Below are 22,380 nucleotides of genomic sequence, written 5' to 3'. Positions count from 1 at the left end.
CGGTTTACGGGTATGTGGCTGCAGGCCAGGCTAATAACCTGCAGCACCAGCAAACCGCGGCGGATTCTACCAGCTTGTAATGGGCGCCGTTATAACAGGTTCTTTAGTTGATATAGCATTTCGATAGCTTGACGCGGGGTCATGTCGTCCAGCTGCAGCTTGCCCAGCTTCTCGATGGCTGGATGAGGGAGGCTGGCAAACAAGTCGCTCTGGTGTGGCACTTGTGGCGCGTCCTTGGCCTTGTGGGCCGCAGGCTGCTCATGGGGCAGGCTGGTGGTTTCCAGCCGGCCAAGGTGTTCGCGAGCACGCTGGATCACTGCCGTCGGTACGCCGGCCAGCTGTGCAACGGCCAGGCCGTAGCTTTGGCTGGCAGGGCCGGGTAGCACGTGGTGCAGGAACACGATGCGTTCATTGTGCTCGGTGGCGTTCAGGTGCACGTTGGCCACCAGCGGCTCGCTCTCCGGCAGCACGGTCAGTTCGAAGTAGTGGGTGGCGAACAGTGTGTAGGCACGCAGCTGGGCCAGGCGCTCGGCGGCGGCCCAGGCCAGCGACAGGCCATCGAAGGTGCTGGTACCGCGGCCCACTTCGTCCATCAGCACCAGGCTGCGGTCGGTGGCGTTGTGCAGGATGTTGGCGGTCTCGCTCATCTCCACCATGAAGGTCGAGCGCCCGCCGGCCAGGTCGTCACTGGAGCCGATGCGGGTGAAGATGCGGTCGACCAGCGACAGCTCGCAGCTGGCTGCCGGCACGAAGCTACCGATGTGGGCCAGGAGCACGATAAGCGCAGTCTGGCGCATGTAGGTCGATTTACCGCCCATGTTAGGGCCGGTGATGATCAGCATGCGCGTACTGTTGTCCAGGCCCAGGTCGTTGGCCACGAACGGCGTGGTCAGTACCTGTTCCACCACCGGGTGGCGGCCCTGCTCGATGCGCAGGCAAGGCTCGTCGACAAAGCGTGGGCAGCTCAGGTCGAGGTTCAGTGCGCGCTCGGCCAAGTTGCTGAGCACATCCAGTTCGGCCAGGGCGGCGGCGCTGTCCTGCAGCGGTGCCAGGTGGCTGATCAGGGTTTCCAGCAGCGCGTCGTAGAGCATCTTCTCGCGGGCCAGGGCGCGGCTCTTGGCCGACAATGCCTTGTCCTCGAACGCCTTGAGCTCCGGGGTGATGAAGCGCTCGGCGCCTTTGAGGGTCTGGCGGCGGATGTAGTCGCCCGGGGCCTGCTCGGCCTGCTTGGTCGGCAGTTCGATGAAGTAGCCGTGCACGCGGTTGTAGCCGACCTTGAGGTTGGCAAGGCCGGTGCGGGCCTTTTCCCGGGTTTCCAGGTCGATCAGGAACTGACCGGCGTTCTCGCTGATTGCCAGCAGCTCGTCCAGTTCGTTGTCATAGCCGGCTTTCAGTACACCGCCGTCGCGGATCACCGCCGGCGGGTTATCGATGATCGCCCGCTCCAACAGGCTGGCCAGTTCCGGATAGGTACCGGTAATGGCCGCCAGACGCGCCAGGTGCGGCGCTTCGAGCTCGGTCATGGCGTTCTGCAGCTCTGGCAACGCGCCCAGCGCATCGCGCAGGCGTGCCAGGTCGCGCGGGCGGGCATTGCGCAGGCCAATACGGGCGAGGATCCGCTCGATATCGCCAATCTCCTTCAGCTGCGGCTGCAGCTTCTCGAAGCGGTAGCTGTCGAGCAGGCAGCGGATCGAGTCCTGGCGTGCTTGCAGCACCTTGAGGTCGCGCAGTGGGCGGTTCAGCCAGCGGCTCAGCAGGCGGCTGGCCATGGCGGTCTGGCAGCGGTCGATCACCGATTGCAGGGTGTTGTCGCGCCCGCCGGCCAGGTTGATGTCCAGCTCCAGGTTGCGGCGGCTGGCCCCATCGAGGATGACCGTATCGTCCAGGCGCTCGTGGCGCAGGCTGCGCAGGTGCGGCAGCGCGGTGCGCTGGGTTTCCTTGGCGTAGGTCAGCAGGCAGCCGGCGGCACCGATGGCCAGGGTCAGCTTGTCACAGCCGAAGCCCTTGAGGTCCTTGGTCGCGAACTGCTGGCACAGGGCCTTGCGTGCCGAGTCGCGGTCGAAGTCCCAGGGGGCGCGGCGGCGGGCGCCTGGGCGTTTTTCCGCAGGCAGGTCCCGTGGCCAGTCGTCGGGGATCAACAGCTCGACCGGGTTCAGGCGCTCGAGTTCGGCCAGCAGGTTTTCCCAGCCCTTGATTTCTTGCACGCTGAAATTGCCGCTGGTGATGTCCAGTACCGCCAGGCCGAACAGGCGCTCGTCACCGAGCAGTGCGGCAATCAGGTTGTCGCGGCGCTCGTCGAGCAGTGCCTCGTCGCTGACCGTGCCGGGGGTGATGATGCGCACCACCTGGCGCTCCACCGGGCCCTTGCTGGTGGCGGGGTCGCCGATCTGCTCACAGATCACCACCGACTCGCCGAGCTTGACCAGCTTGGCCAGGTAGCCCTCCAGCGAATGGAACGGAATCCCGCACATGGGGATGGACTGGCCGGCCGACTGACCGCGGGCGGTCAGGGTGATATCCAGCAGTTTCGCGGCCTTTCTCGCATCTTCGTAGAAGATCTCGTAGAAGTCGCCCATGCGGTAGAACATCAGCTGGTCCGGGTGCTGGTTTTTCAGCTTCCAGTACTGCTGCATCATCGGTGTGTGTGCGGAAAGATCTGACATTCAGGGCCTTACAGGGGGGATCTGGTTGGCGATGGTAAACCCGTAATGGTACAGGCTTTTTCGTTGCGATGCAGGCGCGTGCTTTGGGGCATGCGCGCAGTCTGGCGGGCAATGGTGGAGCTGCACCGCGTAACCCTCTAGAATGCGCGCCCCTCGACGAATGCCCCTAGCCGTGACCTGCACGATGAATGTGTCCAGCCCTGTCCCTTATATAACGCAACAGCTGATCTACCTCCTTTATGGCGAGCGCCGGATCTATCAGCTGGAGGCAAAACTCAGCATCCTCACCGCCCTGGCTCGTTGCAAGCCGGCTGAGCTGCCGGTGATCCGCGTGCTTACCGACCAGCCACAGGCTTTTGCCGGCTGGCCGGTGGAAGTGATCGCACTGGACGAGCAGACCTTGCAGGATTGGGCCGGCGACGGCGGCTACACCCATCGGCGCAAGGCCTGCGCCATTGCCCAGGCCGGGCAGTGGGCGGACAAGACCGTGTTCATCGATACCGATACGGTATTTCTGCAGTCGCCGCAAAAGCTGTTCAGCCAGGTCGATACCGGGCAATTCTTGGTCGACGAGGTGGAAATGAGCTGGGCCGAGGCCTCGCGCAGCAGCTATTACCGCAGCTTCGTCGAGGGGCTTGCGGAGTCGGGCGAAGCACCGGCCGATGACTTGCGGCTGTGTAACAGCGGTGTCATGGGCTTTACCCGCGACAACGTTGGCATCGCCGAGCGCGCCATCGTCCGGATTGACGACTGGACGCCGTATGCCCGTGACTTGCATACGATCGAGCAGATCGCCTTTTCCTTCGAATTGCATAGCGCGCCGATCAACATGCGCGCGGCGTGATCAGCCATTACTTTGCGATGAAGCAGTACGTGCATGCCATTCTAGAAATCTTCTTTGCCCGGCATGGCGAGCATTTTCATTCGAAGATGCCAGGTCTGGCCCTGAAGGTGCCGGCGCATCGCCCGGTGCCCTCGTGGCTGACTCGGCTCTCGGTGAAATGGAGCCTCAGGCATGTACCCCGGGAGCTGCGTGGCATCGGCCGCAAGTTGCTCTACGGCAGTGTGATGAATGCTGATGACTACCAGCGCGCGTGCAAGGTGGTCTGGTGGCGTTCGGCAATCGAGGACATGCGCACGCTGGGCGGCTTCGACTGGAGCCGGGAGTGGCCTGACGGGCTGCCGCGGCTGGGGCAGCGTGACGAACTGGCGTTCAGCGAAATCGCCCGGGCCAGCCTGAAAGTTTCCTGAGCCAGAGCCCGAAGCAGGGTGATAGGGTAGAGAGCCGCCCTCGAGGAGCACCCTACATGGACCCGATCACCACGCTCGCCACCCGCCTGGGTGAGCACCTGCGCCGATTCAATGCGCAGGTGACTACCGCCGAATCATGCACCGGTGGTGGTATTGCCGAAGCCATCACCCGCATACCTGGCAGCTCGGCCTGGTTCGAAGCCGGTTACGTCACCTATTCCAATGCCCAGAAAACCCGCCAGTTGGGGGTACCTGAAGCGTTGTTCGGTCAGGTGGGGGCAGTCAGCCAGGAAGTGGTCGAAGCCATGGTCCGTGGGGCTCAGGCTGCCAGTGGCGCACGGTTTGCCGTGGCGGTGAGTGGTGTGGCCGGGCCGGACGGCGGCTCGCCAGCCAAACCAGTGGGCACTGTGTGGCTGGCCTGGGGCGACGGTAGCCGGGTGTTCAGTGAGCGCCGCCAGTTCGACGGTGACCGCGAGGCGGTGCGCCGACAGACGGTGATCGCCGCGTTAGACGGCTTGTTACAGCTTGGTGCCGAGTAAATCGACGACAGGGGTTTGCGCGGGCGTCTGCCTGTGGAATAATACTGGCTACTTATACAGGTATTCCGGCCGTCAGGGCCAAGTCGAACACGTGAGGATTTCAATGGACGACAACAAGAAGCGCGCCTTGGCTGCGGCCCTGGGTCAGATCGAACGCCAATTCGGTAAAGGCGCGGTCATGCGCATGGGTGACCATGAGCGTCAAGGCATTCCGGCCATCTCCACCGGCTCGCTGGGCCTGGATATCGCCCTGGGCATCGGCGGTCTGCCAAAAGGCCGTATCGTCGAGATCTACGGCCCGGAATCGTCGGGTAAGACCACGCTGACCCTGTCTGTCATCGCTGAAGCGCAGAAGAACGGTGCTACCTGCGCCTTCGTCGACGCTGAACATGCCCTTGACCCTGAGTACGCCGGCAAGCTGGGCGTCAACGTCGATGACCTGCTGGTTTCGCAGCCGGACACCGGTGAGCAGGCCCTTGAAATCACCGACATGTTGGTGCGTTCCAACGCGGTCGACGTGATCATTGTCGACTCCGTTGCCGCGCTGGTACCGAAGGCTGAGATCGAAGGCGAGATGGGTGACATGCATGTGGGCCTGCAGGCCCGCTTGATGTCCCAGGCACTGCGTAAGATCACCGGTAACATCAAGAACGCGAACTGCCTGGTCATCTTCATCAACCAGATCCGTATGAAGATCGGTGTGATGTTCGGCAGCCCGGAAACCACTACCGGTGGTAACGCCCTGAAGTTCTACGCTTCGGTCCGTCTGGACATCCGCCGTACCGGCGCGGTCAAGGAAGGCGACGAAGTGGTCGGCAGCGAAACCCGCGTCAAGATCGTCAAGAACAAGGTCTCGCCTCCGTTCCGTCAGGCTGAGTTCCAGATTCTTTACGGGAAAGGTATCTACCGTAACGGCGAGATCATTGATCTGGGGGTATCTCAGGGCTTGGTCGAGAAGTCCGGTGCCTGGTACGCCTACCAGGGCAACAAGATCGGTCAAGGCAAAGCCAACGCTGCCAAGTACCTGGCTGAGAACCCGGCTATTGGTGCCGAGATCGAGAAGCAGATTCGTGAGAAGTTGCTGAAAGCGGGTGCTGCTGCTGAAGCCGGCAAAGCTGCGGCTGCCGAAGCTGATGCCGATGACATGGCCGACGCTGACGCCGGTTATTGATTGCGCAGTAGATAGCCAAATATGTCTGCCGTACTCGACACCCCCGTCGCCATCCGGCGGACAGCCATGGACCTGCTTGCACGACGTGAGCACGGTCGAGTCGAGCTGACGCGCAAGTTGCGTCAGCGCGGCGCTTCGGACGAGTTGATCGAGCCTGAACTTGATCGGCTCGCCGAAGAAGGGCTGCTTAGTGAAGCCCGCTACCTCGAGAGTTTCATTCGTTATCGTTCCGGCTCTGGCTATGGCCCTGCGCGTATTCGCGAAGAGCTGTGTCAGCGTGGTTTGGCGCGTGCAGATATCGACCAGGCCCTGCGTGAAAGCGAGGTGAATTGGGGCGAGCGTATGCGAGATGTGTGGCAGCGCAAGTTTGCCGGGCAGCGCCCGCAAGATCCGCGCAGCCGCGCCCAGCAGACCCGGTTCCTGGCTTACCGTGGGTTCCCCATGGACATGATCGGCCGTCTGCTCAGCGGGCGTGATCTCGACGATTATTGACGCTCGAAACCACAGTGGCACGTGCACGTCGCGGATAATCTGTTTTGCCAAATGCCCCAGGCTGTCTCCATTCCATTGTAGGCGCGGGTTCACCCGCGAATACGTTGGCGGCTGCGACGCTGAATGGCCAGGGATATTGGGCAGCAGGTCAGGCCCTTTCGCGGGTAAACCCGCTCCTACGACGGTCTGCGCCCAACAACCGATCAGGTGCAGGAGCAAACAGCCTAAGGATGCTCCTGCAGGTATCACGCGAGCTGATACAGAAAAGCATCAACTCACTTTCAGCGCCTGCCTGGCCCTCTGCGTGGTATGCATGGGTTGTGGCTTGGCCCAGTTTTCCGGCAGGTTGATGAAATCCACCAGCTCACGCAAGCGGCCCTGATCCCGGCCGTTGAAGGCGAATGACAGGCGGGTCAGGTGGCTGTAATTGCCAACTTCGTGCTCGGCGCTGCTATCCGCTTGCTGGTGATATTTGCCACTCAGGCGCAAATCGGCAAACCCTTCCTGAATGTCATACAACGCCGCTTCGCTGAGCGCATGGTGCATGCGGATCACGAACTGGCTCTTCAGCCAGCGGCTGGAGTGGTAGTTGCTGTAGAACTGGTTGATTTCCTCAACCGCTTCGTCAGCGCTGTGTACCAGGCGCACCAGCTTCAGGTCGCTGGGCAGGATGTAGCGGTTTTCTTCCAACTGGCGGCTGATGAAGTCCAGGCAGTCACGCCAGAAGCTGCCGCCCGGTGAGTCCAGCAGCACCACCGGCACCAGTGGGCTTTTGCCGGTCTGGATCAGGGTCAGCACTTCCAGCGCTTCATCCAGGGTGCCGAAGCCGCCAGGGCACAGCACCAGGCCATCGGCCTCCTTGACGAAGAACAGCTTGCGGATGAAGAAAAAGTGGAACGGCAGTAGTTTGTCGGTACCGTTCACCGTCGGGTTGGCATGTTGTTCGAAGGGTAAGGTGATGTTGAAACCCAGGCTGTGCTCGCTGCCGGCGCCTTCGTGGGCGGCCGCCATGATGCCGCCGCCGGCGCCGGTGATAACCATCAGGTCGGAGCGCGCCAGAGTGGCACCTAGCTCGCGGGCCAGCGCGTACATCGGATGCTCGAGCGGGGTGCGTGCCGAGCCGAACACGGTCACTTTGCGTCGGCCCTTGTAACGCTGCAGGGTGCGGAACGACTGGTCCAGTTCGCGCAGGGCCTGCAGGGTGATCTTGGCGCTCCAGCGGTCGCTGTCGTCATGGGCCATGCGCAGGATGGTCAGCATCATGTCGCGGTAGAGCGGCAGGTTAGGGCTGTTGGGGGCAACCAGTTGCAGTTGTGCTTCGATATTGCTCAGGTCGATATTGTTGTCGCGGAAATGGCTGAACAGCAGTTCATTCGAATGGTAAGGCATGCGACGTCTCCTTCTGCACCAATACCTCTGACCTCAATCTAGACCCTTGCGCCCGATCGTGCCGAGGTGTTCGGCGCAGCCGCCTGTCGGCCTGCGGCCATCGGCAGCACGGGTTTGGTTAACTGGTAGAGTGAAACGTGTCGATGCAGGAGGTGGCGGTATGCATCGCTTGGTCATCGAAGTGGACTGGCAGCTCTACCAGCAGCTGGAGAACGCGGCCCAGGTGCATCACCTGAGCCTTGAAGCCGAGTGCCGCCGCAGGCTGTCGGGGCTGGAGTGTCGGTCGCGATACTTGCAGGCGCTGTTGGCGGAGATGCGCGCCGATGCCGTTGAAGGGCGCTGGCGCGCTCATGAGGACGAGAAGGTGTAGCGTTAACGCTGTGCTTACTTCTTCTTGTTGCCGGCCACGCAGCTGGCGTTGTCGAAGGCCTGATCCATGACTGGCTGGTTGGTCTTGTAGACCGTAAAGCGGTAGACCATGACGGCGCCCTTGGACATCAGGTTGCGGAAGCCGTTGTTGCGGCACACGCTGTCGCCGAGCTGGCTGCGCACCTGCTCAGGGTTGGCCTGCATGCGTGCTGCGTGGCTCTGGCGTACGCTCAGGTGGTTGACCAGCGCCTTGCCTTCAACGGTGTAACCCTGATCGAGGATGTCCTCGTTGATTGCGCGTGGGGTGCCGACGCTGCTCTCTTTGGCGACCTTCTGCAGCAGGGTGTTCAGGTCGTAATCCTGCTTGGATGCCGCCTGGGCTGCCAGAGGCAGGGCGAGCAGCAGGCTCAGGGCGGGGGCGATAAGGCGCAGCATGAATCTCTCCTGGTTCGATGACTGGCGCTTTGACATGCGCGGGTCAACGGCGTTCCGTAAAATTACGCGTGGCGAGGACCGGCACGGTAGAAACCCGATTATAAGGAGCGCATTGCCGGCTGCACAGCAATTGCCACCTGTTCTGGTAGACTGGCCGCCTTGTTTTCTCCGAGTCATCCTTGTGCCCATTTTCAATCTGTCCAGAGGCCTGCCGGCATGAGCCATGCGGTAGCGCGTCTGCGCGCCGAACGCCTGGCCCGCAGCAACAAGCCTTTCATCGCCCGTGGCTCGCGTGCCGAGCGTTGCCCGGATTGCCGGGTCATCGCCACCCATTGCCTGTGTGCCTGGAAGCCTAGGGTGCAGGCTGACGCAGGTGTGTGCCTGCTGATGCACGACACCGAGCCGCTGAAACCCACCAACACCGGCTGGTTGATTGCCGACCTGATTGAAGACACCTGGGCCTTCGGCTGGTTGCGCACCGCGGTTGACGAGCGCCTGCTGGCCTTGCTCGATGACCCGCGCTGGCAGCCCTATATCGTTTTTCCGGGCGAGTTCGTTGCCCAGGAGCGGGTGGTCAGCGAGGTGGTGCGCGAGCCGGGCAAGCGTCCACTGTTCATCCTGCTGGATGCCACCTGGACCGAAGCGCGCAAGATGTTCCGCAAAAGCCCGTACCTGGACCGCTTCCCGGTATTGAGCCTGCAAGCCGAGCAGATGTCGCGCTACCGCCTGCGGCGCTCCAAGCGCGATGATCATTTCTGTACGGCAGAAGTTGCGGCGATGTGCCTGGACCTTGCTGGCGATGGCCAGGCTTCGCAGGCGCTGGATGCCTATCTGGATGTGTTCAGCCTGCATTACCTGAGCGGCAAGCGGCGGCTGCCGCTTGACGAGCAGGACGACACCCACCAGCGTTTGCATACCTTCCTATAGTCCAAGGGGCACAACCCCTGCTTTGGTTCATAATGACGGAGCTGGCAGCCAGGGTGGGCGAGACGGCAGGGCGATTGGCTTGATCTCCCTTGACCGTGCTCGGCATCCTTGGCGCCGATTCCCCGCCGGGCGCTTCCCTTCCACTCGAGTGCCTGGCACAGAACAGGATCCTTAGATCGATGGCCACATACGAAATCCTGATTGCCGATGACCACCCACTGTTCCGTGGCGCCCTGCGCCAGGCCGTTACCCTCGGGCTTGGCCCCGATGTGCGTCTGGTCGAAGTCGCGAGCATTGCCGAACTGGAAACCCGCCTGAGCGAAAAAGCCGACTGGGACCTGGTGCTGCTGGACTTGAACATGCCGGGTGCCTACGGTTTTTCCGGTCTGGTGCTGCTCCGCGGGCAGTACCCGCAGATCCCCGTGGTGATGGTTTCGGCACAGGAAGAGGCCGCCGTGGTGGTCAAGTCCCGCGAGTTTGGCGCCAGTGGTTTCATTCCCAAGTCCAGCACCCTGGAAGTGATCCAGGATGCGGTGCGCAAGGTGCTTGATGGTGAGGTCTGGTGGCCGCCGCAGGCGTTCGAAAAGGTCGATGTTTCGGCCGAGGCCAAGGCCGCCAGCGAAGGCTTGGCCAGCCTCACGCCACAGCAGTTCCGCGTACTGACCATGGTCTGCGAAGGCTTGCTGAACAAGCAGATCGCCTATGAGCTGAGCGTGTCGGAAGCGACCATCAAGGCCCACGTGACCGCGATCTTCCGCAAGCTGGGCGTGCGTACCCGGACCCAGGCTGCATTGCTGCTGCAACAACTTGAATCGGTTGCCAGCAACTGACTGCGCATGGCTTCACGCTTTTTTGACCCGAGCCGGTCTAGTCTGCTGGCCTTTCTGCTGTGAAGTGACTCACATGACATCGCCATTCAAGGGCCAGACCGGCCTCAAACGCATCTTCAACGCCGCTGGTTACTCGCTGGACGGTCTGCGTGCCGCCTTCAAGGGCGAAGCCGCATTCCGCCAGCTGGTGCTGCTCAACGTGGTGCTGATCCCGATCGCCTTCTGGCTGCCGGTCAGCCGCGCCGAGCGGGCAATCATGATCGCCGTTTGCCTGTTGGGGCTGATCGTCGAGCTGTTCAACTCGGCGGTGGAGGCGGCCATCGATCGCATTTCGCTGGAGCGCCACCCGCTGTCGAAAAATGCCAAGGACATGGGCAGCGCCGCACAGTTGGTGGCACTGACCATGGTGGCGCTGGTGTGGGGAGTGATCCTGCTTTAAGCGATCGGCGGCAGCACGATCTCGTCACTGCGGGTAAAGCCCGCAGTGAAGCTGCGGCATAGCTCCAGAAACTCACGCATGGCCGAGGTCTGGTACTTCTGTTTGTGCCAGATGAAGTAGAACTGGCGCAGCAGGTCCAGCTCTGGTGTTTCCACAGGTACCAGGCTGCCACGGCGGAAGGCGTCGCGCAGGGCCAGACGTGAAATGCAACCGATGCCCAGGCCCGACTCCACCGCGCGCTTGATCGCTTCGGTGTGCTCCAGCTCCAGGCGAATATTAAGGTTGGCGCGGTGATGGCGCATGGCCTGGTCGAAGGTCAGGCGCGTGCCTGAGCCTTGTTCGCGCAGGATCCACGCCTCTTGCGAAAGGCTTTCGATATCGGCGCGGCCCAGTTTCGCCAGTGGGTGCTGTGGCGCACAGAACACCACCAGTTCGTCCTCGACCCACGGCTGAACTTCCAGGTCGGGGTGATTGCAGTCACCTTCGATTAGACCCAGATCAATTTCGTAGTGCGCGACCTGTTGCACGATATGCGCAGTATTTTGAACATGCAGTTTTACCTGGCTTTCCGGGTGTGTCTGCATGTAGTTGCCGATCAGCAGGGTGGCCAGGTAGTTGCCGATGGTGAGGGTGGCGCCGACCGCCAGTGAGCCGAAACCGGATTTGCCGTTGAGCAGGTCTTCGATTTCCTTGGCCTGGTCAAGCAGGGCTACTGCTTGTGGCAGCAATTGATGGCCCAGGGCATTGAGGGCCAGGCGTTTGCCGGCACGGTCGAACAGCTGGCAGCTCGATTGCCGCTCCAGTTCCGTGATAGAGGTACTGGCGGCCGACTGCGACAGCGCCAACAGGCTGGCGGCCCGAGAGACGCTTTGGTGCTGGGCGACGGCGACGAAGACTTGCATTTGACGGAGTGTGAATCGCATATCGATATAACCGATAACACATATCTTGATAATCCAGTTAACAGATATTGTCGCTGCCCCTAAACTATTGCGCAACTGTGCGCTTTGCGCGCGCGTTTTTCTTCAGGAGCCCCATCGATGAGCAACATGAACCACGAACGTGTCCTCAGTGTGCACCACTGGAACGACACCCTGTTCAGCTTCAAGTGCACCCGCGACCCGGGCCTGCGCTTCGAGAACGGTCAGTTCGTGATGATCGGCCTGCAGCAGGACAACGGCCGTCCGCTCATGCGTGCCTACTCCATCGCTTCGCCAAACTGGGAAGAGCACCTTGAATTCTTCAGCATCAAGGTGCCGGACGGCCCGCTGACCTCGCAGCTGCAGCACCTGAAGGAAGGCGATGAGATCATCATCAGCAAGAAGCCTACCGGCACCCTGGTGCTCGACGACCTGAATCCTGGCAAGCACCTGTACCTGCTGAGCACCGGTACTGGCCTGGCGCCGTTCATGAGCGTCATCCAGGACCCGGAAACCTACGAGCGCTTTGAAAAAGTGATCCTGGTGCACGGCGTGCGCTACGTGAACGAAGTGGCCTACCGCGAGTTCATCACCGAGCACCTGCCGCAGAACGAGTTCTTCGGTGAGTCGGTTCGCGACAAGCTGATCTACTACCCGACCGTGACCCGCGAGCCGTTCGAAAACCAGGGCCGTCTGACCGACCTGATGCGCAGCGGCAAGCTGTTCAGTGACATCGGCCTGCCGCCGATCAACCCGCAAGACGACCGCGCGATGATCTGTGGCAGCCCGAGCATGCTCGACGAGACCAGCGAAGTGCTGGACAGCTTCGGCCTGAAGATCTCCCCGCGCATGCGCGAGCCGGGTGACTACCTGATCGAGCGTGCCTTCGTCGAGAAGTAAGGCGCAGGCGGGTACAGGAAGGCGACTCTCGGGTCGCCTTTCTTATGCCTGGGATGCGTGCATTGCCTGTTCCGGCCCTTTCGCGGGTAAACCCGCTCCTACGGGTGCAGCGCACGTCCCGGGAATTGCACAAACCCCGTAGGAGCGGGCTTGCCCGCGAAAGGGCCGGTGCAAGCGACCCCCGATCTATTCGATCCGCGTCTCGCCGCTGTACACCAGGACTTCCCGGCACCGCTTGCACAGGTATCGCCGCCCTTGGTGCACCAGCTTGTGCCGCTGCGCGGTAAACGGGAAGTCGCTTTGCGGGCACGGGCAGCGGTAGATGTAGCGGGTCACTGCGCGCCGTTGCACGTCATAGTTGTGGCAACGATTGGGCGGCAGTTCATACACCCCGCGCATGATCAACTGCCACTCTTCACCATGGGCCTGGATGCGGTCGCCAAACAGCTGGTGGGCAACCAGGTGTGCCACTTCATGGGCCACGGTCTGGCGCAGGAAGTCTTCCTGGTTTTCTCGGTAGAGCTGCAGGTTGAAGCGCAGCAGATTCTCGTGCAGGTGGGCGACGCCGGCTTTTTGCCCGCGCAGTTTGAAGCTGACTTCGGGGCGCGGGAAGCGGCGTTTGAAAAAGGCTTCGGCTTGCTGGTAACAGGTTTCGACGCGTTGTTTGAGCTGCTCGGGCATGGCGGGGCGGTTCTCCTGACCAGGCATTATGCCGCAAGCGCAGGTGGCTTGCCGAGTCACCGGTCAGCGCACAGCCAGAGGCCGCCTTGCGGCGGCCCCTGGTTGATGCCCCAGTGTTGGTTCGGTCTGTTCTAGTTGGTGTAGACGGGCCCCACGCCCAGTCCCCAGATAATCACGGTAGCGGCCATGATTGCCACCAGTACCACCAAGCCCACTGCCAGCACCGAGCTGGAGAACAGGAAGCCTTCATCCGACGGTATGTTCATGAACGTCGGCAAGCCGACATACAGCAGGTACACCGTGTAGCAGATGGCGGCAGTGCCGATCAGCATGCCCAGCCACAGGTGTGGGTAAAGCGCCGCCAGGCCGCCGATGAACAAGGGGGTGGCGGTGTAGGTGGCAAAAGCGATGCATTGCGCCATGGACGGGTTGGCATCGTAGGTGCGGGCCATCCAGTGGATGAATGCGCCCATTACCGCCACCCCGGCGAGCATGGCCAGGTAGGACATGATGCTCATCCAGATTGCGCTTTCCATGGTCAGCATCACTGCTGGCCGGTCACCGATCACCCAGCCCACCTGGGTAGTGCCAATAAACGCCGAAACGGCAGGAATCGCCGCGAGGATCAGGGTGTGTGTCAGGTACATGTGGCTGATGGTTTCTTCTTCGCCACGAATCTCCCGCCATTCCTGATCGGGATGGGTAAACAGCCCCACAACGTGATGAATCATGCCGATCACTCCTCTCAATGTTGCCAAACGCCCCCCAATATGGAGCGCAAGCGGCCCGAGGCCCTAACACCGATGCAAGCGGTAATGTGGCCTTATGTCGCAGTATAGGAAGCCGTTACCCACATAAACCGCGCTTTTTAGAGCAAATTGCGCTGTAAGCCGTGCTGTTGATTACATTGAAGTCTTTATCGGAATGCCTACAGCGGCGTCGCGTTTGTGCGTAAAATAGCCGGCTTTTGTCACACCTCGCGGATCCAAGCGCTATGGGCACCCTCTCGGTCAACCAGAACAAACTGCAAAAACGCCTGCGTCGTCTCGCTGGCGAAGCCATCACCGACTACAACATGATCGAGGATGGCGACAAGGTCATGGTCTGCCTGTCCGGCGGCAAGGACAGCTACACCATGCTCGACGTTCTGTTGCACCTGCAGAAGGTGGCACCGATCACGTTCGAGATCGTTGCGGTGAACATGGACCAGAAACAGCCGGGCTTCCCTGAGCACGTATTGCCGGCTTACCTCAAGGAACTGGGGGTCGAGTACCACATCGTCGAGAAGGATACCTACTCGGTGGTAAAGGAACTGGTACCCGAAGGCAAGACCACCTGCTCGCTGTGTTCGCGTCTGCGCCGCGGTACCCTGTACACCTTTGCCGACGAAATCGGCGCTACCAAGATGGCGCTGGGGCACCACCGCGACGACATCGTCGAAACCTTCTTCCTCAACATGTTCTTCAACGGCGCGCTCAAGGGCATGCCGCCAAAGCTGCGCGCCGACGATGGCCGCAACGTGGTGATCCGCCCGCTGGCCTACTGCAGCGAGAAGGACATCCAGGCCTACTCGGACATGAAGGCATTCCCGATCATCCCGTGCAACCTGTGCGGCTCGCAGGAAAACCTGCAGCGCCAGGTGGTCAAGGACATGCTGGTGGAGTGGGAACGCAAGCACCCGGGCCGTACCGAGAGCATCTTCCGTGCCTTGCAGAACGTGGCACCGTCGCAGCTGGCCGACCGGAACCTGTTTGACTTCACCAGCCTGAAGATCGACGAAAACGCTACCCCGCGCTTCCTCGACGTGCTGAACATCTGAGCCCATGCGTGATTACCCGTGGTTGCTTGAGTACTGCCTGAACCGCTTTGGTTCGGCCCAGGCGCTGGAGGCTTTCCTGCCGCAGCCGCGCACGCCGGCGCAACTGCGCGACATCAGTGACGACCGCTACCTGTCGACACTGGCCCTGCGCGTGTTCCGCGCGGGGCTCAAGCACAGCCTGGTGGATGCCAAGTGGCCGGCGTTCGAGCAGGTGTTCTTCGGCTTCGACCCGGAGAAAGTGGTGCTGATGGGCGCCGAGCATCTGGAGCGGTTGATGCAGGATGAGCGCATTATCCGCCACCTGGGCAAGCTCAAGAGCGTGCCGCGCAATGCGCAAATGGTGCTGGATATCGCCAAGGCGCATGGCAGTTTTGGTGCATTCATCGCCGATTGGCCAGTGACCGACATTGTCGGCTTGTGGAAGTACCTGGCCAAGCACGGCAACCAGTTGGGCGGGTTGTCGGCGCCACGGTTCTTGCGCATGGTCGGCAAGGACACGTTCATTCCGACCGATGACATGGCAGCGGCATTGATTGCGCAGAAGGTGATCGACAAGCAGCCGACCAGCCAGCGCGACCTGGCTCTGGTGCAGCAGGCGTTCAACCAGTGGCATGCAGAGAGCGGGCGGCCGCTGTGCCAGTTGTCGGTGATGCTGGCGCATACCGTCAACCATTGAGTCTTGTGTTGCTCCCATTCGCGGGCACGCCCGCTCCCACAGGAATCGCACCGCACTTAAGGCCTGTGCAGTACCTGTGGGAGCGGGCGTGCCCGCGAAAAATCTAACTGCCTTCGCCTGCCATGCGCCGTTCATGCTGGAACTTCCAGCGCACGTACAGTAGCCCGGCAATGAACAGCCCCAGGCTCACCAGCACTTCAAGCCAGCCGAATACCGCCCGCGCCGGGTCGAACGCTGCCAGCACGCCCTTGATGAAATAGATATTCACCACGAAGCAGGTCCAGGCATGCGCCCGGGCGCTGCCTTTCAGCATGCCGGGCAACAGCAACAGCAACGGCACCAGTTCGATCGCCAGGATCACCTCGACCCGGGCCCCATGCAGGTTGGCGAACCACAGGTTGTTCACCACCAGCAGGGCGATCAGGCCGAAGAAGCATGCCAGGCTCAATGCCCGCGTCAGGCGCAGGCGGGGTACCAGCCATTGGACCGGCGGCAATGCCTTGGGCTTTCTAGCCACGCGCCGCCTCCAGGGCCTTGGCCGTGGTCGCCAGGCGTTGGCCCAGGGCACGGCACAGGGCGATTTCGTGCGGGTCGAGTTCGCGCTTGCCATCGGCGCCTGCGTGGTGGCTGGCGCCATAAGGCGTGCCGCCGCCACGGGTCTCGAGCAGTGCCGACTCGCTGTAGGGCAGGCCCATCACCAGCATGCCGTGGTGCATCAGCGGCAGCATCATCGACAGCAGGGTGGTTTCCTGGCCGCCGTGCAGGCTGGCGGTGGAGGTGAACACGCCAGCCGGTTTGCCGACCAGCTCACCGCCTAGCCAAAGGCTGCTGGTGCCATCGAGGAAGTACTTGAGTGGCGCTGCCATGTTGCCGAACCGGGTCGGGCTGCCCAGTACCAGGCCAGCGCAGTGGCGCAGGTCGTCAAGGGTGGCGTACAGCGCGCCACTGGCCGGAATATCCGGGGCCACCGCTTCGCATTCGGTGGAAATCGCTGGCACCGTACGCAGGCGTGCCTCCATGCCGGCCAGCTCGATACCGCGGGCGATGTGCCGGGCCATTTCGCTGGTCGCGCCATGGCGGCTGTAATACAGCACCAGGATATAGGGCGCGCTCACGGCAGGATCTCCAGCACCTTTTCCGGCGGGCGACCGACCACGGCCTTGTCACCGGCAACCAGGATCGGCCGCTCGATCAGTTTGGGGTGCTGGGCCATGGCCTCGATCAGTTGCGCGTCGGTCAGTGCCGGGTCGGCCAGGTTCAGCGTTTTGTATTCGTCCTCGCCGCTGCGCAGCAATTGACGCGGGGCGATGCCCAGCTTGCCGAGCAGGGCCTTGAGGGTGACCGCGTCGGGCGGAGTTTCCAGGTAGCGCACGATGGTCGGGGCCAAGCCGCGGGCTTCGAGCAGTTCCAGGGCGCCGCGGGATTTCGAGCAGCGCGGGTTATGATAGAGCGTGAGATCAGTCATGTCGGGTCGCATCCAGCTGGGTGTGGCGGCTATTCTAACCGCAGCGACTGACCAATTTGCTTTAAAACTCGAGAAGGATTGACCCATGGCAAGGCGTCTGGCAGCAGTACTGGCCATCACCGCGAGCCTGTTGCTCGGTGGTTGCGGTGCCGATTACGGCGTGGACCAACACGGTAATACGGTTAAGGCCGAACAGATCGAAGGGCACTGGCTGGTGCTCAACTACTGGGCTGAATGGTGCGGACCGTGCCGTACCGAAATCCCGGAACTGAATGCGGCGGCCAAGCAATGGGCGGCTGAGGGCATCAAGGTGGTGGGGGTGAACTTCGACGGTTTGCAGGGGCAGGACCTGAAGCAGGCTGCCGAAACCCTGGGTATCGGTTTCACCGTGCTCGCCCAGGACCCGGCCGAGCGCTATGACCTGCCGCGTAGCGAGGCCTTGCCGGTGACCTACATCATCGACGACAAGGGCAAGGTGCGTGAGCAGTTGATGGGCGAGCAGACCCTTGAAGGGTTGCAGGCCAAGATCAAGGCCCTGAAAGGCGCCTGATGCATTCGGGGCCGCTTTCGCGGCCCTTCGCGGGCAGGCCCGCTCCCACAGGGGGGACGCGACAAACTGTGGGAGCGGGCGCGCCCGCGAAGGGCCGCAAAGCGGCCCAGGCAATCCTCAGCCTTCTTCAGGCCAGAAGCGCAGCGGCTTGCCTTCGGCCGGCCAGAAGCGCATCTGCTCCACCGGTGACACATCCCAACGCTCTACCGTTTCCAGCGCCTGCAGGAAGCGTTTTTCCTGTTCCATCAGCGCGGGTGCGCACAGCTTGCGGGTCTTGCCGACCTTGCCGAAGCTCAGGTGCTCGCCATCGAGCGTGTAAGGCGCAAACCAGTGGTTGCAGCCGCCGTTGCCATAGGCACGGCCGTCGCTGGCCAGGGTCAAGGTCAGGTGGCTGTAGTCGATCAGTGGTCGTTCGCCAATCCACTCCAGCACGTAGCTGCGTTCCTGCTGCAGCCGGGAAGGTTCCGTGGCGCAGCCGAGCAGGCCGGTTGCAATCAGCACGCCGGTCAGCAGATTCTTCACTCGGCGCTCTCCTGGCAACGCGGGCACAGGTGTTTTTCGCCACGGCTGGCCCAGCCCAGCGCTGCGATACGGGCGCTGGCAGCCGGTTGACGAGCTGCCTTGCCGAGCTTGGCGTCTACTGCGAACTCGAAGCTCAGCACCGCATCGCAGCGATCGCACTCGACCTGCCAGGTGAGGATTTCCAGCTCGTTGAATACCGGGCCACTCGCCACGGCAACCCACTGGCCGCGTGGGTTGATCAGGTGGCGCACGCTTTCCACGGTCAGGCGCATGGACAAATCCTTGCTGCCCTTGAGCGTGACCAGCAGGCTGTCGCCTTTTTGCATCGAACCGCCGTTGCCCGTGACCTGGTAGCGGCCCGGCACCAAAGCGCGGCACTCGATCAGGGTGTGTTGCGGGTTGAAAAGGGTGTAGCGAAAATCGTGTTCGACCATGGGTCCTCCAGAAATGCCGCGTATCCTAGCATTAACCCATCACCAGGTTCTGTGGATTGCCTGCCGCCCAGCGGTTGATGTTGTCCAGTGTGGTCGCGGCAATGGCATCCAGCGCCTCGCGGGTGAGGAAAGCCTGGTGAGCGGTGATGATCACGTTGGGGAAGGTCAGCAGCCGAGCCAGCACATCGTCTTGCAAGGGCAGGTCGGAGCGGTCCTCGAAGAACAGTTGGGCTTCTTCCTCGTAGACGTCCAGGCCCAGGTAGCCAAGCTGGCCGCTTTTCAGTGCGTCGATCAGCGCCGGGGTGTCGACCAGCGCACCGCGACCGGTGTTGATCAGCATGGCGCCGGGCTGCAACTGGGCCAGGCTTTGCGCGTTGACCAGGTGGCGAGTGTGCTCGGTCAGCGGGCAGTGCAGGCTGATGATGCGGGCTTCGCGCAACAGCTCGGGCAGGGGCATGTAGCGGGCGCCAAGGGCCAGCAGCTCCGGGTTGGGGTAGGGGTCGTACGCCAGCAGCTGGCAGCCGAAACCGGCCATGATGCGAGCGAAGGCGGCCCCGATCTGGCCGGTACCGACCACCCCGACGGTTTTGCCGTGCAGGTCGAAGCCGGTCAGCCCGTGCAGGGTGAAGTCACCTTCGCGGGTGCGGTTGTAGGCCCGATGCAGGCGCCGGTTGAGTGCCAGGATGAGCGCCACGGCGTGCTCGGCAACGGCGTGTGGCGAGTAGGCCGGCACCCGCACCACGGCCAGGCCCAAGCGCTGGGCGGCGGCCAGGTCGACGTGGTTGTAGCCGGCCGAGCGCAGGGCGATCAACCGCGTGCCCGCAGCGGCCAGGCGCTGCAGCACCGGCGCGTCGAGTTCGTCATTGATGAAGGCGCAGACCACCTCAAAGCCCTCTGCCAGGGCGGCGGTGTCGAGGGTCAGGCGGGCGGACTGGAAATGCAGCTCCAGGGTGGTGCCGCTGACAGCCTTGGTGAAGCTTTCCTGATCGTAGTGCTGGCTGCTGAACAACAGGGCGCGCATGGTGGAACTCCTTTGCAATGCATGTCTTGGTTGGGTCGCTGCCTGTCAAGGCATACCCAGCGTGGCCCAGAGCCACTCAAGCGCTCAATCTGGCCTGTGCCGACAGCCGGCTGATCGCGCTGTCCAGTTCATCCAGGGCCTGCTGCGCCTGCGGATTGTCCTGCTTCAGCAAGGTCTCGCTGCGTTGGCACGCTGCCCGTAACTGCGGTACGCCACAATAGCGTGAGGCCCCGTTCAGACGGTGTACTTGCTCGATCAGGCCATTGCGGTCATCGGCTTCGCGGGCGGCGCGTATGGCTTCGCGGTCCGTATCCAGGGAGGCCAGCAGCATGCTCAGCATGTCAGCGGCCAGATCTGCCTTGCCAGCGGCCAGGCGCAGGCCCTCTTCGGGGTCGAGTACCTTCAGTTCGTCGCCATTGGTCAGTAGCTCGGCCTGCGCCTGCTGCGGTGTGCCCAGGCTCAGGCCGGTCCACTTCATCACCACCTGGGCCAGTTGCCGTTCGCTGATGGGTTTGGTCAGGTAGTCGTCCATGCCGCTGTGCAATAACGCGCGCTTTTCATTGGCCATGGCATGGGCAGTGAGGGCGACGATCGGCAGCGGGTTGCCGCTCTGGGTGTTTTCCCACAGGCGGATCTGTTCGGTACAGGCGCGGCCGTCCATGCCGGGCATCTGCACATCCATCAGCACCAGGTCGAACAACTCCTCCTGCACGGCCTGTACCGCCGCATAACCATTGTTGACGGCCAGTACCTCGGCACCCAAGTCTTCGAGCAGGGTTTTTACCAGCAGCAGGTTGGCGGCATTGTCGTCGACGCAGAGTATTTTCGGGCGTCGCTGGCCGTTGGCGTTGCTCCCCTCGGCCAGTGGACGGCGAGGTTGTACCAGCTCCAGCAAGAGGCGCCGCAGCTTGCGGGTGCAGGTCGGCTTGGACAGCAACTGGCCATGGCCGTTGGGCAGGTACGGGTGGTACAGCGCCTGCTCGGTGGTCGGGCACAGCACCACGCATTGGCAGTGGTAACGCTCGAGCTGCTGATGATAATGGCCCAGTTGCTCGGGCGACAGGTTACCCAGGTTGGCCCCGAGCACCGCGAACTCGAAGGGCAGGCCGGCCTGGCTGGCGGCCTGCACCCCCTGCAGCAACTGGTCGTAGGAGGCGAACAGGCTCACGCTGAGGCCGCAGTCTTCCAGCTGGTGCTCCAGTGCCTGGCGCGCCAGTTCGTGGCCATCGACAATGGCGGCACGGCGGCCCAGCAATGGCTGCGGTGGCAGCGCTTCGGCATCGTCATGAGCCTTGGGCAGGTTGAGGCTGATCCAGAACTGCGAACCTTCGCCCGGGGTACTGTCGACACCGATCTCGCCGCCCATCTGTTCGATCAGGCGCTTGGAAATCACCAGCCCCAGACCGGTGCCACCGGGCTGGCGAGCCAGTGAGTTGTCAGCCTGGCTGAAGGCCTGGAACAGTGTGCGCACATCCTGGGGTGACAGGCCGATGCCGGTGTCCTGCACGCTGATGCGCAACTGCGCGCAGTCTTCGTGCTCGTCTTCCAGCATGGCGCGCACGACGATGGTGCCTTCGCGGGTGAACTTGATGGCGTTGCTGACCAGGTTGGTGAGGATCTGCTTGAGCCGCAACGGGTCGCCCACCAGCGAAGCAGGCGTGTCGCGGTAGATCAGGCTCAGCAACTCCAGCTGCTTGGCGTGGGCGGCCGGAGCGAGGATGGTCAGGGTGTCCTGGATCAGGTCCCGCAGGTTGAACGGTATGCTGTCGAGCACCAGCTTGCCGGCTTCGATCTTGGAGAAATCGAGGATCTCGTTGATGATTCCCAGCAGGTTGTCTGCAGACTTCTCGATGGTGTTCAGGTAGTCGAGCTGGCGCGGTGTCATCTCGCTTTTTTGCAGCAGGTGGGTAAAGCCGAGGATGCCATTGAGCGGGGTGCGGATTTCGTGGCTCATGTTGGCCAGGAACTCCGACTTGATGCGGCTGGCCTCAAGGGCCTCTTTGCGCGCCATGTCCAGCTCGATGTTCTGGATTTCGATGGTTTCCAGGTTCTGGCGCACGTCTTCGGTGGCCTGGTCGATGCTGTGTTGCAGTTCTTCGTGGGCGTTTTGCAGGGTTTCGGCCATGCGGTTGATGCCGTGGGCCAGTTCGTCCAGCTCATGGCTGCCCATGGTCGGCAGGCGTTCTTCGAGGTGGCCGTCCTTGAGCTGATTGACCGCGTGCTTGATGCGTTCGATGGGGTCGTTGATGGTGCGGCTCATGCGCAGCGCCAACAGGCCGCTGAGTGCCAGGCAGGCGAGGATCAGCAACAGGCTGGTGAACAGGTTGCGGTAGCCGCGCAGCAGCGTGCCGTCGTGCGACAGCTCGATCTCTACCCAGCCCAGCAGGCGCTCGGCTTCGGCCGGCACGGCGTCGGTGGCCAGGTCGCGGTGGTGGCCGAACACGGGCATCAGGTAGCGGGTGGCGTCGTTGCCACTGCGCTGCAGGAGTTGGGTGCCGGTACCGCCGCTGGGCGGCAGGTTGAGCATGCTCGGGCCGGCGTGGGCCAGGCGCGTGCGGTCCGGGGCCAGAAACGCCACTGCGCGCACATCGGCCTGCTCCAGGGTTTGTGCGGCAATTCGCTCCAGTTGCGCAGGCGCGAGCCGGGCAATGGCCGGTGCGGCCAGGGGCGCCAGTTGTTCGGCGATCATCTTGCCGCGCTGCAGCAGCTGGGTGCGCAGGTCGTTCTGTTGCAGCCAGGTGAAATAGCTACCCAGCACCAGGGCCATCAAGCCGGCCGGTAGCAGTGCCAGCAGCAGTACCCGGCTGCGGATTCCCAAGCGATCGAGCACACTCGCCTCCTCTGATGTGCCTGGATGCCGTCAAGTGGTAACGGCCAAGCCGCGAAG

At 62.5% G+C, this 22,380-nt stretch carries 24 protein-coding genes and 1 pseudogene; 12 read left to right on the top strand and 13 right to left on the bottom strand.

The window, feature by feature from the left end; genetic code table 11:
- Positions 1-89: 89 nt before the first annotated feature.
- A complete protein-coding gene (gene mutS, locus REH59_RS22400; RefSeq protein ID WP_014861654.1) occupies positions 90-2,663 on the bottom strand; it encodes a DNA mismatch repair protein MutS in 2,574 nt (857 codons plus the stop codon).
- Positions 2,664-2,847: 184 nt separating this feature from the next.
- Here mutS and REH59_RS22395 point away from each other — a divergent pair.
- The 4 genes and pseudogenes from REH59_RS22395 to recX all read left to right on the top strand — a co-directional run bounded on the left by REH59_RS22395 (position 2,848) and on the right by recX (position 6,116).
- Positions 2,848-3,914: pseudogene (locus REH59_RS22395) on the top strand (hypothetical protein).
- Between the two features lie 56 nt (positions 3,915-3,970).
- Positions 3,971-4,453: a CinA family protein gene (locus tag REH59_RS22390; RefSeq protein ID WP_003252362.1), complete on the top strand. Its 483-nt coding sequence runs from the start codon at positions 3,971-3,973 to the stop codon at positions 4,451-4,453.
- 103 nt (positions 4,454-4,556) lie between these two features.
- Positions 4,557-5,624, top strand: coding sequence for a recombinase RecA (gene recA / locus REH59_RS22385; RefSeq protein WP_003252365.1), 1,068 nt, complete (start codon positions 4,557-4,559; stop codon positions 5,622-5,624).
- A gap of 21 nt (positions 5,625-5,645) precedes the next feature.
- Positions 5,646-6,116 carry a recombination regulator RecX gene (gene recX, locus REH59_RS22380; RefSeq protein ID WP_003252366.1) on the top strand — a complete coding sequence of 157 codons (471 nt, stop codon included), beginning with the start codon at positions 5,646-5,648 and terminating at the stop codon, positions 6,114-6,116.
- A 270-nt stretch (positions 6,117-6,386) separates the two neighbouring features.
- Here the strand turns inward: recX and REH59_RS22375 are convergent, their stop codons facing one another.
- Positions 6,387-7,505, bottom strand: a complete 1,119-nt coding sequence (locus tag REH59_RS22375) for an LOG family protein (RefSeq protein WP_003252368.1) — start codon at positions 7,503-7,505, stop codon at positions 6,387-6,389.
- Between the two features lie 160 nt (positions 7,506-7,665).
- On the opposite strand from REH59_RS22375, the gene REH59_RS22370 reads away from it, so the two are divergent.
- Positions 7,666-7,875, top strand: coding sequence for a hypothetical protein (locus REH59_RS22370; protein ID WP_003252370.1), 210 nt, complete (start codon positions 7,666-7,668; stop codon positions 7,873-7,875).
- Positions 7,876-7,889: 14 nt separating this feature from the next.
- On the opposite strand, the gene REH59_RS22365 is transcribed toward REH59_RS22370, so the two are convergent.
- Positions 7,890-8,309: a quorum-sensing-regulated virulence factor family protein gene (locus REH59_RS22365; protein ID WP_003252372.1), complete on the bottom strand. Its 420-nt coding sequence runs from the start codon at positions 8,307-8,309 to the stop codon at positions 7,890-7,892.
- A gap of 216 nt (positions 8,310-8,525) precedes the next feature.
- On the opposite strand from REH59_RS22365, the gene REH59_RS22360 reads away from it, so the two are divergent.
- From REH59_RS22360 to REH59_RS22350, 3 genes are all read left to right on the top strand, one after another.
- On the top strand, positions 8,526-9,236 hold the full coding sequence (locus REH59_RS22360) for a tRNA-uridine aminocarboxypropyltransferase (RefSeq protein WP_003252373.1): 711 nt from the start codon (positions 8,526-8,528) through the stop codon (positions 9,234-9,236).
- Positions 9,237-9,415: 179 nt separating this feature from the next.
- Complete coding sequence (gene erdR / locus REH59_RS22355) at positions 9,416-10,066, top strand: response regulator transcription factor ErdR (RefSeq protein ID WP_003252375.1); 651 nt, start codon at positions 9,416-9,418, stop codon at positions 10,064-10,066.
- 73 nt (positions 10,067-10,139) lie between these two features.
- Entirely contained in the window at positions 10,140-10,505 is a 366-nt protein-coding gene (locus REH59_RS22350) for a diacylglycerol kinase (RefSeq protein WP_003252377.1), read from the top strand.
- On the opposite strand, the gene finR is transcribed toward REH59_RS22350, so the two are convergent.
- On the bottom strand, positions 10,502-11,428 hold the full coding sequence (gene finR, locus REH59_RS22345) for a LysR family transcriptional regulator FinR (protein ID WP_004574844.1): 927 nt from the start codon (positions 11,426-11,428) through the stop codon (positions 10,502-10,504). The two genes, REH59_RS22350 and finR, sit on opposite strands and share 4 nt — an antisense overlap.
- Positions 11,429-11,545: 117 nt before the next feature.
- On the opposite strand from finR, the gene fpr reads away from it, so the two are divergent.
- Positions 11,546-12,325, top strand: coding sequence for a ferredoxin-NADP reductase (gene fpr / locus REH59_RS22340; protein WP_003252381.1), 780 nt, complete (start codon positions 11,546-11,548; stop codon positions 12,323-12,325).
- A gap of 186 nt (positions 12,326-12,511) precedes the next feature.
- On the opposite strand, the gene REH59_RS22335 is transcribed toward fpr, so the two are convergent.
- Together REH59_RS22335 and REH59_RS22330 are read right to left on the bottom strand one after the other, a co-directional pair.
- Entirely contained in the window at positions 12,512-13,006 is a 495-nt protein-coding gene (locus REH59_RS22335; RefSeq protein ID WP_014861659.1) for a SprT family zinc-dependent metalloprotease, read from the bottom strand.
- 131 nt (positions 13,007-13,137) lie between these two features.
- Positions 13,138-13,737, bottom strand: coding sequence for a Yip1 family protein (locus REH59_RS22330; protein ID WP_003252385.1), 600 nt, complete (start codon positions 13,735-13,737; stop codon positions 13,138-13,140).
- Between the two features lie 263 nt (positions 13,738-14,000).
- Between REH59_RS22330 and ttcA the strand changes: the two genes are divergently transcribed.
- Positions 14,001-14,825, top strand: coding sequence for a tRNA 2-thiocytidine(32) synthetase TtcA (ttcA, locus tag REH59_RS22325; protein WP_012053468.1), 825 nt, complete (start codon positions 14,001-14,003; stop codon positions 14,823-14,825).
- A 4-nt stretch (positions 14,826-14,829) separates the two neighbouring features.
- Entirely contained in the window at positions 14,830-15,501 is a 672-nt protein-coding gene (locus tag REH59_RS22320; protein WP_014861660.1) for a DNA-3-methyladenine glycosylase I, read from the top strand.
- Between the two features lie 103 nt (positions 15,502-15,604).
- On the opposite strand, the gene REH59_RS22315 is transcribed toward REH59_RS22320, so the two are convergent.
- Genes REH59_RS22315 through arsC form a run of 3 tightly spaced genes read right to left on the bottom strand, consistent with a single transcriptional unit; the run spans position 15,605 to position 16,966 of the window.
- Positions 15,605-16,018: a DUF2069 domain-containing protein gene (locus REH59_RS22315; protein WP_010952704.1), complete on the bottom strand. Its 414-nt coding sequence runs from the start codon at positions 16,016-16,018 to the stop codon at positions 15,605-15,607.
- Complete coding sequence (gene wrbA, locus REH59_RS22310) at positions 16,011-16,616, bottom strand: NAD(P)H:quinone oxidoreductase (RefSeq protein ID WP_003252400.1); 606 nt, start codon at positions 16,614-16,616, stop codon at positions 16,011-16,013. Before wrbA ends, REH59_RS22315 begins: the two co-directional genes overlap by 8 nt.
- Positions 16,613-16,966, bottom strand: coding sequence for an arsenate reductase (glutaredoxin) (gene arsC / locus REH59_RS22305; protein ID WP_004575340.1), 354 nt, complete (start codon positions 16,964-16,966; stop codon positions 16,613-16,615). The genes wrbA and arsC overlap by 4 nt, the downstream gene beginning before the upstream one ends.
- An 85-nt stretch (positions 16,967-17,051) precedes the next feature.
- Here arsC and REH59_RS22300 point away from each other — a divergent pair, with 85 nt between their 5' ends.
- A complete protein-coding gene (locus REH59_RS22300) occupies positions 17,052-17,516 on the top strand; it encodes a peroxiredoxin family protein (protein WP_003252403.1) in 465 nt (154 codons plus the stop codon).
- 117 nt (positions 17,517-17,633) lie between these two features.
- Here the strand turns inward: REH59_RS22300 and REH59_RS22295 are convergent, their stop codons facing one another.
- From REH59_RS22295 to REH59_RS22280, 4 genes are all read right to left on the bottom strand, one after another.
- Complete coding sequence (locus REH59_RS22295; RefSeq protein ID WP_003252405.1) at positions 17,634-18,038, bottom strand: META domain-containing protein; 405 nt, start codon at positions 18,036-18,038, stop codon at positions 17,634-17,636.
- Entirely contained in the window at positions 18,035-18,472 is a 438-nt protein-coding gene (locus REH59_RS22290; protein WP_004575339.1) for a hypothetical protein, read from the bottom strand. The genes REH59_RS22295 and REH59_RS22290 overlap by 4 nt, the downstream gene beginning before the upstream one ends.
- Positions 18,473-18,503: 31 nt before the next feature.
- Positions 18,504-19,493, bottom strand: a complete 990-nt coding sequence (locus REH59_RS22285) for a 2-hydroxyacid dehydrogenase (protein ID WP_108078894.1) — start codon at positions 19,491-19,493, stop codon at positions 18,504-18,506.
- Positions 19,494-19,569: 76 nt separating this feature from the next.
- Positions 19,570-22,323, bottom strand: a complete 2,754-nt coding sequence (locus REH59_RS22280) for a response regulator (protein WP_014861009.1) — start codon at positions 22,321-22,323, stop codon at positions 19,570-19,572.
- Positions 22,324-22,380 lie beyond the last annotated feature (57 nt).

Origin of the sequence: Pseudomonas sp. BO3-4 (assembly GCF_034044115.1) — a bacterium.
GTDB lineage: Bacteria > Pseudomonadota > Gammaproteobacteria > Pseudomonadales > Pseudomonadaceae > Aquipseudomonas > Aquipseudomonas alloputida.
This window is presented reverse-complemented; position numbering and strand designations above follow the sequence as displayed.